The 12,787-nt window shown below is 66.5% G+C and carries 12 protein-coding genes; 9 read left to right on the top strand and 3 right to left on the bottom strand.

Features of this window, described 5'->3' with window-relative positions; translation table 11 throughout:
* The first annotated feature begins 8 nt into the window (after window positions 1-8).
* The 6 genes from AC1DHX_RS05865 (at window position 9) to AC1DHX_RS05840 (ending at window position 5,834) form a co-directional block, all read left to right on the top strand.
* A complete protein-coding gene (locus tag AC1DHX_RS05865; protein WP_476858938.1) occupies window positions 9-1,112 on the top strand; it encodes an ABC transporter ATP-binding protein in 1,104 nt (367 codons plus the stop codon).
* Entirely contained in the window at window positions 1,112-1,852 is a 741-nt protein-coding gene (locus tag AC1DHX_RS05860; protein ID WP_476858937.1) for an ABC transporter permease, read from the top strand. The genes AC1DHX_RS05865 and AC1DHX_RS05860 overlap by 1 nt, the downstream gene beginning before the upstream one ends.
* A complete protein-coding gene (locus tag AC1DHX_RS05855; RefSeq protein WP_223913873.1) occupies window positions 1,849-2,595 on the top strand; it encodes an ABC transporter permease in 747 nt (248 codons plus the stop codon). Before AC1DHX_RS05860 ends, AC1DHX_RS05855 begins: the two co-directional genes overlap by 4 nt.
* The gene (locus AC1DHX_RS05850) at window positions 2,592-3,557 is read left to right on the top strand and encodes an ABC transporter substrate-binding protein (RefSeq protein WP_223913874.1); all 966 of its coding nucleotides are present in this window, start codon (window positions 2,592-2,594) and stop codon (window positions 3,555-3,557) included. Before AC1DHX_RS05855 ends, AC1DHX_RS05850 begins: the two co-directional genes overlap by 4 nt.
* Window positions 3,558-3,688: 131 nt before the next feature.
* Window positions 3,689-4,909 carry a pyridoxal phosphate-dependent aminotransferase gene (locus AC1DHX_RS05845; protein WP_079550274.1) on the top strand — a complete coding sequence of 407 codons (1,221 nt, stop codon included), beginning with the start codon at window positions 3,689-3,691 and terminating at the stop codon, window positions 4,907-4,909.
* A gap of 70 nt (window positions 4,910-4,979) precedes the next feature.
* On the top strand, window positions 4,980-5,834 hold the full coding sequence (locus AC1DHX_RS05840) for a polyphosphate kinase 2 family protein (protein ID WP_476850328.1): 855 nt from the start codon (window positions 4,980-4,982) through the stop codon (window positions 5,832-5,834).
* Window positions 5,835-5,870: 36 nt separating this feature from the next.
* Here AC1DHX_RS05840 and AC1DHX_RS05835 read toward each other — a convergent pair whose 3' ends face one another.
* Together AC1DHX_RS05835 and xseA are read right to left on the bottom strand one after the other, a co-directional pair.
* Window positions 5,871-6,101: an exodeoxyribonuclease VII small subunit gene (locus AC1DHX_RS05835; protein WP_476858936.1), complete on the bottom strand. Its 231-nt coding sequence runs from the start codon at window positions 6,099-6,101 to the stop codon at window positions 5,871-5,873.
* Window positions 6,102-6,243: 142 nt separating this feature from the next.
* Window positions 6,244-7,530 carry an exodeoxyribonuclease VII large subunit gene (gene xseA / locus AC1DHX_RS05830; RefSeq protein WP_230009060.1) on the bottom strand — a complete coding sequence of 429 codons (1,287 nt, stop codon included), beginning with the start codon at window positions 7,528-7,530 and terminating at the stop codon, window positions 6,244-6,246.
* A gap of 255 nt (window positions 7,531-7,785) precedes the next feature.
* On the opposite strand from xseA, the gene AC1DHX_RS05825 reads away from it, so the two are divergent.
* Together AC1DHX_RS05825 and AC1DHX_RS05820 are read left to right on the top strand one after the other, a co-directional pair.
* Complete coding sequence (locus tag AC1DHX_RS05825; RefSeq protein ID WP_476858935.1) at window positions 7,786-8,646, top strand: hypothetical protein; 861 nt, start codon at window positions 7,786-7,788, stop codon at window positions 8,644-8,646.
* 9 nt (window positions 8,647-8,655) lie between these two features.
* Window positions 8,656-9,744: a 4-hydroxy-3-methylbut-2-enyl diphosphate reductase gene (locus tag AC1DHX_RS05820; RefSeq protein ID WP_018773787.1), complete on the top strand. Its 1,089-nt coding sequence runs from the start codon at window positions 8,656-8,658 to the stop codon at window positions 9,742-9,744.
* 94 nt (window positions 9,745-9,838) lie between these two features.
* Here AC1DHX_RS05820 and AC1DHX_RS05815 read toward each other — a convergent pair whose 3' ends face one another.
* A complete protein-coding gene (locus tag AC1DHX_RS05815) occupies window positions 9,839-11,077 on the bottom strand; it encodes a DNA recombination protein RmuC (RefSeq protein WP_230008652.1) in 1,239 nt (412 codons plus the stop codon).
* Between the two features lie 218 nt (window positions 11,078-11,295).
* On the opposite strand from AC1DHX_RS05815, the gene ychF reads away from it, so the two are divergent.
* The gene (ychF, locus tag AC1DHX_RS05810; protein WP_028275710.1) at window positions 11,296-12,381 is read left to right on the top strand and encodes a redox-regulated ATPase YchF; all 1,086 of its coding nucleotides are present in this window, start codon (window positions 11,296-11,298) and stop codon (window positions 12,379-12,381) included.
* Window positions 12,382-12,787: the final 406 nt, after the last annotated feature.

Raw genomic sequence — 12,787 nt, 5'->3', positions numbered from 1 at the left:
GCCCGGAAATGGCCGAAGCCATGATCGAGTTCCAGAACGTCACCAAGCAGTACCAGGGCGGTCAGGCCGCCGTTGACGGGCTGACCATGTCCATCGATAAGGGCGCCATCACTGTCTTCGTCGGACCCTCCGGCTGCGGTAAGACCACGTCCCTGCGGATGATCAACCGCATGGTGGAGCCCACGTCCGGCGTCATCACCGTGGACGGGGCCGATGTCACTTCAGTCCCTGCCGCGCAGCTGCGGCGGTCCATGGGCTACGTCATGCAGTCCTCCGGGTTGATGCCGCACCGCTCCGTGCTGGACAACATCGCCACCGTTCCCCGGCTTAACGGCGTGTCCAAAGCCGACGCCCGCAAGCGCGCCCAGGAACTGCTCGACGTCGTCGGGCTGGCCTCCTCGCTCGGCAAGCGGTACCCGTCCCAGCTCTCGGGCGGACAGCAGCAGCGCGTGGGCGTGGCCCGGGCACTCGCGGCCGATCCTCCGGTGCTGCTCATGGACGAGCCCTTCAGCGCCGTGGACCCGGTGGTCCGCGACGAACTCCAGAAGGAGCTCCTCCGGCTCCAGCATGACCTGGCCAAGACGATCGTCTTCGTCACCCACGACATCGACGAGGCCACCGTCCTGGGCGACAAAGTGGCCGTGTTTGCCGTCGGCGGCAAGCTGGCGCAGTACGCCGCGCCGGCGGAGATCCTGCGGGCCCCGGCGAACGAGTTCGTGGCCTCCTTCGTGGGCCGTGACCGCGGGTTCCGGCACCTTGCGTTCAGCCCCTCGGACGGTGTCACCATCCACCCCGTCCCCACTCTCACGCCCGATCAGCTCAGGGGTGAGGGCAGCTCCGATGAATGGCAGCTGGTGGTCGACGACGCTCTCCGGCCCCTGGGCTGGGCCGGGCCCCGCAGCGCCACCGGAACCGCCCCGGCGATGGTTCCCGGAGGCTCCCTGTTCCGGAAGGGGGACACGCTCCGCCGGGCACTGGACGCGGCCCTGTCCTCACCCTCGGGCCTCGGCGTCGCCGTGGACGACGACGGCCGGGTGGCCGGAGTAATCGGAGCCGCCGAAGTCCTCGCCGTCATCGAGTCAGACCGCAACGTCCGGCACGGAGGGCTCTGATGGAGTGGTTCCTGGCCAACAGGGCCGAAGTCTTCAGCCTCGCCGGCCAGCACCTCATCCTGGCCATCCTGCCGATGGTGTTCGGGGTCCTCATAGCCGTTCCGCTGGCCCAGCTCGCCCGGCAGAGCCGCGCGCTCCGGTCCTTGGTGCTCACCGGGTCCTCGCTGCTGTACACGATCCCCTCGCTGGCGCTTTTCATCATCCTGCCGACCATCCTCGGAACCCGGATCCTGGATCCGGTCAACGTGGTGGTGGCCCTGACCATCTACGCCATCGCCCTGCTGGTGCGCGCCACGCTGGATGCCTTCGACTCGGTGGACGAGGACCTACGGCAGGCCGCCGTCGCCATGGGCTTCAAACCCTTCGCCCGCTTCATGCAGATCGACCTGCCGCTGTCCTTGCCGGTGCTGTTCGCCGGGCTGCGCGTGGTCTCGGTCAGCAATATCTCGCTGGTCAGCGTCGCGGCACTGCTCGGCATCGGCAACCTCGGAATGCTCTTCACCTCCGGCCTCCAGCGTGACTTCGTCACCGAAGTGGTGGTGGGCATCATCGCCATCCTTCTCCTGGCTCTGCTGATGGACGCCGTCCTGGTGCTGCTTGAACGGCTGCTGACGCCCTGGACCCGGGCCGCGGCGGCCACGGGTGGCAGCACCGGTTCGGGCGCGGGCCCGGACAGGACTGGCCCCGCCGCGGCGGCGATGCGGTTTTCGCGTCCCAAGACCGGAGGGGGAAACGCGTGAATAACGTCGTCACGGACACCTTTGCCTGGCTCAGCGACCCGGAGAACTGGTCCGGCAGCGCCGGAATCCCGGTGCGCCTGGCCGAACACCTGTTCTACACGGGCCTGGTGATGGTGATCGCCATCGCCATCGCCGTCCCGATCGGCCTGTTCGTCGGGCATACCGGCCGCGGGCGGGTTGCGATCGTGTCAGTCGCGGGCGCGCTGCGCGCCCTGCCCACCCTCGGCTTGCTCACCTTGTTCGTCCTGCTCGCCGGCATCGGGCTGATGCCGCCGATCTGGGCTCTCGTGATCCTGACCGTGCCGCCGCTGCTCGCCGGCACCTACGCCGGAATCTCCAGCGTCGACCGCAACGTGGTGGATGCCGCCCGCGCCATGGGCATGACCGAGTGGCAGGTCCTGTTCCGGGCGGAATTCCCGAACGCGCTGCCGGTGATGTACGGCGGGTTCCGGACCGGGGTGCTCCAGGTGATCGCCACCGTTTCCGTGGTCGCCTACATCAACCTGGGCGGCCTGGGCCGTTACCTGTTCGACGGGCTCGTGCTCTCCGACTTCCCGCAAATGCTGGGAGGCTCGCTGCTGATCGCCGCCCTTGCCATCAGCGTCGACCTTATCCTTGCCCTTATTCAGAGGCTGTTCCTGTCACGGGGCGCCTCATCCAAGCCGAACCGCAGCCAGCAGGCTGCGGTTGATCTCACAGACCCCGTGATCGCGGAGACTGTTGTTCAAGGAGGTACGTCATGAAGGAATCCCGCCAACGAGGCCTTGGCCGGCGCGCATTCGGCGGCCTGGCCGTCGGCGTCGGCCTGGCCATGGCCCTGTCCGCCTGCGGAGGCTCATCAAACCCGCTGAGCTCGGCCCCGGCCAGCAGCGGTGCCGCCTCCGGTTCCGGCGGTGCCCTGGTGATCGGGTCGGCTGATTTCCCCGAGAGCCAGATCCTGGCCGAGGTCTACGCCGGTGCCCTGAACGCCGCGGGCGTCACCGCCAGCACCAAGCCGAACATCGGCTCGCGCGAGGTCTACATCAAAGCAGTCCAGGACGGCTCGGTGGACGTTGTTCCCGACTACAGCGGCAACCTGCTGCTGTATGTAAACAAGGACGCCACCGAGGTCTCCGCCGAAGACATCGCGAAGGCACTCCCGACCAAGCTCCCGCAGGGCCTGGCCGTGCTCGATGCCTCCAAGGCTGAGGACAAGGACGCCATGGTGGTCACCAAGGCCACGGCCGAGAAGCACCAGCTGAAGTCCATCGAAGACATGGCGAAGGTCTGCGGCGATCTCGTCATCGGCGCCCCGGCGACCTTCGCCGAGCGCGCCTACGGCCTGCCGGGCCTGGCGAAGAACTACAACTGTGTGCCCAAGAAACTCGAGCCGTTCAGCGACGGCGGCGGCGCCGTCACGCTCAAGGCGCTGCTCTCGGACCAGGTCCAGGTCGCCGACATCTACACCACCACCCCGTCCATCCCGGACAACGACCTCGTGGTGCTGGAGGATCCGAAGAACAACTTCATCGCCCAGCAGGTGCTGCCGCTGTACAACTCGGCCAAGATGACGGACAAGGCAAAGGAAACGCTCAACGCGGTGTCCAAGGTCCTCACCACGGAAGACCTCATCAACCTCAACCGTGCCGTGAGCGGCAGCCAGAAGCAGAACCCGAAAGATGCCGCCGACGCGTGGCTGAAGGAAAAGGGCCTCGCCCAGCAGTAGGCCACTGGCGACCCTGCGACGCCGGTGTCCGGGCTTACAGCCCGGGCACCGGCGTCGTTGTTGTTACTGCGGCGCCCGTGTGTGAGTCATGTCTCAGCGGAAGTACATCCTCCATATGGCATATTTGATGAATGGCAGAATTCAAGCAGTCCACCAAGCTTCATAATGTCCTTTACGACATCCGTGGACCGATTCTTCAGGCCGCCCAGCAGATGGAGGCGGAGGGTCATCGCATCCTCAAACTGAACATCGGAAACCCGGCCCCGTTCGGGTTTGAAGCGCCGGACGCGATCCTGGTGGACATGATCCGCCACCTGCCGCATGCCCAGGGCTACAGCGACTCGCGCGGCATTTTTTCGGCCCGCACCGCCGTGTCGCAGTACTACCAGACCCGCGGGATCCAGAACATCCACGTGGATGACATCTACCTCGGCAACGGCGTCAGCGAACTGATCACAATGTCGCTCATGGCCCTGCTCGACGACGGCGATGAGGTCCTCATCCCCACCCCGGACTACCCGCTGTGGACGGCCTCGGTTGCCCTGGCCGGCGGGAAACCCGTGCACTACCTCTGCGACGAGGAATCCGGCTGGCAGCCCGACCTCGAGGACATGGAAGCGAAGATCACGCCGCGCACCAAGGGCATCGTGGTCATCAACCCGAACAACCCGACAGGTGCGGTGTACCCGAAGGCGACGCTGAAGAAGATCGTTGCCCTCGCGGAGAAACACGGCCTGGTGCTCTTCGCCGACGAGATCTACGAGAAGATCCTCTACGAAGACGCGGTACACGTAAACCTCGCCTCGCTCACCGGCGACGATGTCCTGTGCCTGACCTTCAGCGGGCTCTCCAAGGCCTACCGGGTCTGCGGCTTCCGGGCCGGCTGGATGGCCATCTCCGGGCCGAAAAAGGCCGCCGCGGACTACCTCGAGGGCATCAACCTGCTGGCCAACATGCGCCTCTGCGCCAATGTGCCGGCCCAGCACGCCATCCAGACCGCCCTCGGCGGCTACCAGAGCATCAACGACCTCATCCTGCCCGGCGGGCGCCTCCTGGAACAGCGGAACAAGGCCTATGACATGCTCAACGCCATCCCGGGCGTCAGCACGCAGCAGGCGCGCGGGGCCATGTATCTGTTCCCGAAGCTGGACCCCGAGGTCTACCACATCCGCGACGACGAGAAATTTGTCCTGGACCTGCTCCGCGAGCAGAAGATTCTCCTGTCCCACGGAAGGGCGTTCAACTGGGTCCGGCCGGACCACTTCCGGATGGTGACGCTGCCGAACGTCAAGGACCTCGAGGAAGCAATCAACCGCATGGCGGACTTCCTGAGCCGGTATAAGGGGAACTAGGCTTCGGTCAGCAGCGGAGCTCGGGAACTCGCCCGCGCAGCGGCTGCACGAAACTGGAAAGAGGCTTTCCATGACAGATGCTGTGATGTTCGAGCGGCACCCCGCCGAGACGCTGCTGGTCGGAAAAAAATTCAAGCTGAAGGACTGCGACCCGGACTCCACCCCGGGCTACCCGGGCGGGAAATCCGACGGCGAGGCGCTCCTGGCAGAGCTCGATGGCAAGCTGACCACCCTGCAGGAGCAGCTTTTCGCCGAATCCCGGTTCGGCGGCACCAAGCGCATCCTGCTGGTCCTGCAGGCGATGGATACCGCAGGCAAGGGCGGGATCGTCAACCATGTCATGGGCCAGATGGACCCGCAGGGTGTCCAGCTCAAGTCCTTCAAGGCGCCGACCCCGGAGGAGAAATCCTACGATTTCCTCTGGCGGATCGAGAAGGCAGTGCCGGGGGCCGGCATGGTGGGCGTCTTTGACCGCTCGCATTACGAGGACGTCCTGATTCACCGGGTCCACCGCTGGGCAAGTCCCGAGGAACTGGAGCGGCGCTACAAGGCCATCAACGAATTCGAGGCAAGGCAGGCGGCAGCCGGGACCACGGTGGTCAAGGTCATGCTCAACATCAGCCGGGACGAGCAGAAGGACCGGCTGCTCGCCAGGCTGGATGACGAAACCAAGGTGTGGAAGTACAGCAGCACCGACCTCAAGGAGCGCGCCTTCTGGAACGACTACATGGATGCGTACCAGGAGGCGTTCGAGAAGACGGCCACTGACATCGCGCCCTGGTACGTCGTGCCGGCCAACAAGAAGTGGTACGCCCGCATCGCGGTGCAGCAGCTGATGCTGGACGCCCTGGAAGGGCTGAAGCTGCAGTGGCCGGATCCGGAGTTCGACGTCGATCTGGAACGGGATCTGGTCGAGCGCTCCTAATACGGAGGGAACCGGCACGCCGCGGCGTGCCGGTGCCTAGTTCTTGTCCGCGGCCTGGTCCCGGGCCGCGGCGAGCCGCTTGCGGGCGCCTTCCAGCCACTGTTCGCAGCGCTTGGCCAGCGCTTCGCCGCATTCCCACAGCGCAAGCGATTCCTCCAGGCTTGCGCCGCCGGCCTCCAGCTTGCCCACCACGGCGACCAGCTGCTCGCGGGCGTCCTCGTAGCTGAGGGCCTCGATGTCGGCGTTCGGGTTGGGTTCTGCTGCCATGTGGGTGCTCCTTGATTGGCGCGGTTTGTGCCGCGGTGACGCTGTCTGTGGTGCTGACGGTGGTGCCTGTTCGGGGCGCTGACGGGTGGCCGTGTTCTGTGGCGCTGACGGGTGGCCGTGTGGGCACGTCCGTCCGCCGGGGTTATTCCTCGGCCGGTTCCTGGCCGCCGGTGGATTGGGCCGTGAACCGGCCGCCGGCCACCCGAACCGTGAGGTCCGTGCCGGCGGGCACCTGGGACGGATGGCGCACAACGTCCCGGTGCGCCGCGGGGGCGTTTCCGTCGCCGGCGAGCTGGACCACCGCGTAGCCGCGATCCAGTGTCTTTTGCGGCGAGAGTGCGCGCACCTGCGCCTTGAGGTGGACCAGTTGGTCCGCTGCCCGCACGACGGCGGCGCTGATCGCCGAGTGCGAGCGGACCTTGAGCCGTTCGACGTCCTCGTGGCGCTGGCTGATCATGACGTCGGGGGAGAGCAGCACGGGGCGCGAACGCAGGGAGGCCAGCCGGTCGCCCTCGCGTTCAACGAGCCGGGTGACCCCGCGACGGAGCTGGTCCCGTGCCTGCCGGACCCTGACAAGCTCCTCGGCGACGTCGGGAACTATCCTCTTCGCGGCGTCGGTGGGCGTTGATGCCCTGAGGTCTGCGACGTCATCGAGGATAGGCCGGTCCGCTTCGTGCCCGATCGCGCTCACCACGGGGGTGGACGCGTCCGCGACGGCCCGGATGAGCTCCTCGCTGCTGAACGGCAACAGGTCCTCGAGGGCGCCCCCGCCGCGGGCGATGACGATGACGTCGACCACGGGGTGGGCGTCGAGTTCCCGCAAGGCCGCGATCATCTGGGCTACGGCGGTGTTCCCCTGGACCGCTACTTCGCGGATCTCGAATTCGACGGCCGGCCAGCGCAGGGCGGCATTGCGCAGTACATCCTTCTTGGCGTCAGAGTCGCGGCCGGTGATCAGGCCGATCCGGTGCGGGAGCAATGGAAGCCGCTTTTTGCGCGAATCGGCAAAGAGTCCTTCGGCGGCGAGGGCCTGGCGCAGCCGCTCGATCCTGGCCAGGAGGTCGCCGAGGCCCACGGGCCGGATGTCCTTCACAGACATGTTCAGCCGGCCCGTCTTGAGCCAAAATTCGGCCTTGATCAGGGCTACAACCCGGGAACCGCGTTCCAGCGGGGCGGCCTGGCGGTCCAGCACTGTGGTCCAGACCGATGCCGGCAGCGAGATTTCGGCGTCGATGTCCCGCAGGGTCAGGTAGGCGTTGCTGCCACGCCGGTTGAGTTCGATTACCTGCCCCTCAACCCATGCCGAGGGCGCGCGGTCGATATGCATCTTGAGCTTCTGGGACAGCAACTGCAGCGGCCAGGGGTTGTCCGGACTGGTTTGGGCCGCGGTGGCCGGTAGCGTGGTGGCCGCCGCCGCGTCCTCAGGCATGCGTGGGCTCCATGGCCGGGAGTGCCTGGTGGAGTGCCTTGTGCATATGTGTGCGTGTCCTTTGCTGCGTGCCGTTTACTGCATGTCCTTACACCGCGACTGCCGGCGGCCCGCTCCCCGGCGGGTGGGCCGGCCGGCAGCCGGAAGTTGTCTCTGTCAACTCTATCCATAGCTCTACCACCGGGGTCCGACTTTATGGCCGCGCCCGGCCCCGCCCTAGGATGGGAGGGATGCCATCAACCTCCTAGGAATCCCTTGCGCACTTTTGTCTCTGCCGTCGCCGTCCTCATCGGGCTCCTGATGGCAGCCGTCGCCGTTCCAGCCATGTGGGTGGACCAGAACATCGTCCAGGAAGAGGGCTTCGTTGCCCTGACCGCGCCGCTGGGCAAGGACCCGGCGTTCCAGCAGCGGCTGGCCGCGGCCGCCGTCGACGGCCTGGCCGCCAGCGCCGGCATTCCCGAAGCCTTCACGGAGCTGGCCCGGCCGGTCCTGGACAGCGCGGCGCGCTCGCTGACCGGACTGCCCGGCTACCCCGAGGCCTGGGCTGAAACCCTGCGCAAGAGCCACCGCCTCACGTTCGCCGACCCCAGCACGCTGCCGCCGGAGGTTGACGGGTCGTCCTCGCTCACCCTGGATGTCGCGCCGCTTGCCGGGCTGGTGGCCAAGCAGGTCACTGCGGCGACCACCCTTCCGCTGGAGGCGCCCGGCCAGGTGTTGATCCATATCGGGCAGTCCGACCAGCGCCAGATGATCGAACGCGTCACCGTCTACGCCCCGATGGGCTACGCCGTTGCCGTCGGCGCGGCCATCGCCTTCATTCTGGCGTTCGTTGCGGCCCGACGCCGGTGGACCGTGCTGGTCGGAATGGGCGTTGGGACGCTGGTGCTCGCGGGGGTATGGAAGCTTGCCAGCGATGCCGCCGGCGCCGCTGTCGCCGGGACCTCGAGCGGTAACGATGTGGCGGAGCTGTTCAAGAACGAGTTCGTCGCGGCGTGCTCTGCCAGCTTCGGCCAGTGGATCGTCGTTGGTGCCGCCGCGGGAGCAGCACTGGTAGCCACGGGAGTGGCTGTCCGGGTCGCCGGCGGCCGCAAACGGGGCAGGATTGAACACCGGTAGCATGGGAGCATGACCACCACCGCTGTCTCCGTTCCGATGCCATCCGTTCCGCGCAGGCGGCGTTCCCCGGAAGACGTCCTGGCCGCGGCCCCGGTCGCCGGTCCCAAAAAGGTCCTCCTGGCAGCCCCGCGCGGCTACTGTGCCGGCGTGGACCGTGCAGTCATCGCGGTGGAAAAAGCCTTGGAACACTACGGCCCGCCGGTATATGTCCGCAAGCAGATCGTGCACAACGTCCATGTGGTCAGCTCCCTGGAGGAAAAGGGCGCCATCTTCGTCGATGAAACCGACGAGGTTCCGGAAGGCGCCCTCGTGATCTTTTCCGCGCATGGAGTCTCGCCCGCCGTCGTCCAGTCCGCCGAGGACCGCGGCCTGCGCACCATTGACGCGACCTGCCCGCTGGTCACCAAGGTGCACCGCGAAGCCGTCCGGTTCGCCAAGGATGACTTCGACATCCTGCTGATCGGCCACGACGGCCATGAGGAAGTCGAAGGCACCGCCGGCGAGGCCCCCGAACACATCCAGATCATCAACGGCCCGCACGAGGTCGACAAGGTCACGGTCCGCGACCCGGAAAAGGTCATCTGGCTCTCGCAGACCACCCTCAGCGTGGACGAGACCATGGAGACCGTGCGCCTGCTCAAGGAGCGGTTCCCCACCCTGCAGGACCCTCCCAGCGACGACATCTGCTACGCCACCACCAACCGCCAGGTGGCCATCAAGAAGATCTCGCCCCAGGCGGATCTGGTGATCGTGGTGGGCTCCGCCAACTCCTCAAACTCCGTCCGCCTCGTGGAGGTGGCGCTGGAATACGGCGCCAAGGCCTCCTACCGGGTCGACTTCGCCAACGAGGTTGACGAGACGTGGTTCGAGGGCGTCGCCACGGTGGGCGTGACGTCGGGGGCCTCTGTCCCGGAAGTCCTCGTCAAGGATGTGCTGCGGCTTCTCGCCGACTACGGCTACGGATCGGTCGAGGAAGTCGTCACGGCCGAGGAAGACCTCCTGTTCTCCCTGCCGAAGGAGCTCCGGGCCACCCTGAAGCAGGCCGGCGACGTCACCCGCGCCCTCGGCGGCCGCGGCACCCGCCCCGAACAGTCCTAGGCACCGGACAGTCCTAAGCACTGGACAGTCCTGGGTAATGGACAGTCCTGGGCATTGGACAGTCCTGGGGTACTGAGACCCAAGCGCAGGGCACCTAGGCCGCGGACTCTTCTGACTCGTCACGGGACTGAAGTTCCGGGGCCGCGACTGCCCGCGGTGTAACTTCGACGGCGGGGGGAGTGGCCAGTCCGGCGGCTTCCAGGGCGTTGAGTTTCCTCGCGGTCGGCAGGACGCGCGCCTCAAGGGTCCCGACCATGGAGTTGTACCGCTCAACCGAGGTCTTCAGCGAGGACCCCAGCTTGGTGACGTTCTCGCCGAGCGTGCCCATCCGGTCGTAGAGCTGCCGGGCGAGCTCGAAGAGTTCCCGGGCGCTGTCCGTCAACACGTCCTGCCGCCACGTGAACGCCACCGACTTCAGCACCGCCAGCAGGGTCCCGGGGGAGGCCAGGACCACGTTCTTGGCCAGTGCGTAGTCCAGCAGGGCCGGGTCGGCCGTGAGGGCGGCGGCCAGGATTGATTCCGCCGGCAGGAAGCAGACCACCAGCTCCGGAGAGTTGCCTGGGATGTCCCAGTACTTCTTGCTGCCCAGCGCGTCCACATGGGCCTTCAGGGCCTTGGCATGGGCGGCGAGGTGCGCCTGCTGGCTGCCGGGCAGCTGCGAGGACTGCTGGCCCGCCTGGGCGGCGCCGAGGTCCTGGGCGGCAAGATACGACGCCAGCGGGACCTTTGCGTCGACCACCAGCTGCTTGTCGCCGGGCAGCTGCACCACGAGGTCGGGCCGGAGGCTGCCGTCCGTGCCGGAGCTGTGGGCCTGCCCGCTGTGGAGCTGTTCGTGGAAGTCCACGTGCCGCAGCATGCCTGCCGCCTCGACCACCCGGCGCAGCTGGACCTCGCCCCACTGGCCGCGGGCGCTGTTGGAGCGCAGAGCGGACTCCAGCGCATGCGTGGACCGCAGCAGCTGCTCATCGGACAGGCGGGCCTCCTGCAGCTGCTGGGCCAGCTGGCCGTACTGCTCCAGCCGGTCGCGTTCGAGCAGGGATACCTGCTGCTGCACGGCAGTGAGCTTTTCTGCCACCGGCGCCAGCGCACGGAGCACACTGCCGTCGTGGTTCCGGGACTCGCCGAGTTCCCGGTTCTGGGCCGCGAGCAGGCGCCTCTCGGCGTCGGCGGCGGCGAACTGGGCGCTGACCTCGGACAGCCGGGCTGACACGCCGTCGAAGTCCTGTTCCACGGCCAGATAGCGCCGGCGCAGCAGGACATAGACGACGGCGGCGCCGGTGACGGCGCCCGTGAGCAGCATGAGCAGGGCGAGAATCAGAGAAAAAGCTTCCATGTCTTCACTGTGACATGCCCCTGTGACAGTTTTGGCTTCGACGCCCGGAACACCCTGGAACACCCTGGAACACTCCGGGATGTACCCGCCGCACCACCCGACAACGCCCCGGGAACACCCCACACCGCCCCGCGCCCGCGCCGGCACCCTGCCGCGCCACAGGCGCAGCCGCAGGCCGCAGCAACGGCCGGCGGCTGGTGCGGGTAGAATATATGCTCGTGGCTCTTACTATTGGCATCGTCGGACTGCCCAACGTCGGCAAATCAACCCTTTTCAACGCACTGACCCGCAACCAGGTCCTCGCGGCGAACTATCCGTTCGCCACGATCGAGCCCAACATCGGCGTCGTGAACCTGCCGGATGCCCGGCTTGAAAAGCTGGCCGGCATCTTCGGCTCCGCGCGCCTGCTGCCCGCCGCCGTGTCCTTCGTGGATATCGCCGGCATCGTCAAGGGCGCCTCCGAGGGCGAGGGCCTCGGCAACCAGTTCCTCGCCAACATCCGTGAGGCCGAGGCCATCGCGCAGGTTGTCCGCGTGTTCGATGACCCGGACGTCATCCACGTCGACGGCAAGGTCGATCCCAGCTCCGACATGGAGACGATCAACACCGAGCTGATCCTGGCCGATCTGCAGACCATCGAAAAGGCCATCCCGCGGATCGAAAAAGAAGTCAAGATCAAGAAGCGGGAGGCCGCCGAACTGGCGGCCATCCTGGCGGCACAGGCAGTGCTGGAACGCGGCGACACCATCTTCTCGTCCATCAAGAGCGACAAGCTGGAGATGGAGCACCTCAAGGAACTCGGCCTGCTCACGGCCAAACCCTTCATCTATGTCTTCAACTCCGACGAGGGGATCCTCGGCAGCCCGGAGAAGCAGGCCGAACTGCGGGCCCTCGTGGCCCCCGCCGACGCCATCTTCCTGGACGCCAAGCTCGAGTCCGACCTGGTGGAGCTCGACGAGGCAGAAGCCCGCGAGATGCTGGAAATGAACGGCCAGGATGAATCCGGGCTCGACCAGCTCGCCCGGGTTGGCTTCCACACCCTCGGACTGCAGACCTACCTGACGGCCGGCCCCAAGGAAACCCGCGCGTGGACCATCCGCCAGGGCGACACCGCCCCGCAGGCGGCCGGCGTGATCCACTCCGATTTCCAGCGCGGCTTCATCAAGGCCGAGGTCGTCTCCTTCGATGACCTGATCGAGGCCGGTTCCATGGCCGAGGCGAAGGCCCGCGGCAAGGTCCGGATCGAAGGCAAGGAATACATCATGGCCGACGGCGACGTCGTGGAATTTAGATTTAATGTGTAGATTCTTCGCCTGAATCAGTAGAAATGCCGCCCTCCGTGAAACGTACGAGGGCGGCATTTCTTGTAACAGAATTGATAGTCGTAGCGTCGAGGACCTTCGGACGGAGTCCGGGTGCATAGGAAATTTCGGGGTTTTTCCCCGGATACCCAATGACCTGCGACTCCAACGCGAGGCGATGCGGGTCTTTCCCTTACCAGCGCTCACGAGTCATTTCACAGCTAACCCCTTGATGCCGACCGGGGAGGGGGCCATCCCGGTCGTTTCCTTATGGCCCGATTCCGTCGGAGGCAGATCCGGTACGCTCCGTGGACCTGCAGTCCACTCCCGGTCCAGTATTCCGAAGACGAACTCGCTTCACCTCGTACCTTTGAAAAAGACGTTTTCGTGGAAGTGGGCTTCCCTCCGC

Source organism: Arthrobacter sp. 05N33_2 (genome assembly GCF_056397425.1).
The sequence above is the reverse complement of the archived record's forward strand: the minus strand, read 5'-3'. Positions and strand labels throughout refer to the sequence as shown.

What these genes read in the sequence shown, in the direction of transcription:
- AC1DHX_RS05820 (WP_018773787.1), top strand. Translation starts at nt 8,656, where the DNA reads ATGACCACCACCGCTGTCTCCGTTCCGATGCCATCCGTTCCGCGCAGG.
- AC1DHX_RS05845 (WP_079550274.1), top strand. Translation starts at nt 3,689, where the DNA reads ATGGCAGAATTCAAGCAGTCCACCAAGCTTCATAATGTCCTTTACGAC.
- AC1DHX_RS05865 (WP_476858938.1), top strand. Translation starts at nt 9, where the DNA reads ATGGCCGAAGCCATGATCGAGTTCCAGAACGTCACCAAGCAGTACCAG.
- AC1DHX_RS05835 (WP_476858936.1), bottom strand. Translation starts at nt 6,101, where the DNA reads ATGGCAGCAGAACCCAACCCGAACGCCGACATCGAGGCCCTCAGCTAC.
- xseA (WP_230009060.1), bottom strand. Translation starts at nt 7,530, where the DNA reads ATGCCTGAGGACGCGGCGGCGGCCACCACGCTACCGGCCACCGCGGCC.
- AC1DHX_RS05850 (WP_223913874.1), top strand. Translation starts at nt 2,592, where the DNA reads ATGAAGGAATCCCGCCAACGAGGCCTTGGCCGGCGCGCATTCGGCGGC.
- AC1DHX_RS05840 (WP_476850328.1), top strand. Translation starts at nt 4,980, where the DNA reads ATGACAGATGCTGTGATGTTCGAGCGGCACCCCGCCGAGACGCTGCTG.
- AC1DHX_RS05860 (WP_476858937.1), top strand. Translation starts at nt 1,112, where the DNA reads ATGGAGTGGTTCCTGGCCAACAGGGCCGAAGTCTTCAGCCTCGCCGGC.
- AC1DHX_RS05815 (WP_230008652.1), bottom strand. Translation starts at nt 11,077, where the DNA reads ATGGAAGCTTTTTCTCTGATTCTCGCCCTGCTCATGCTGCTCACGGGC.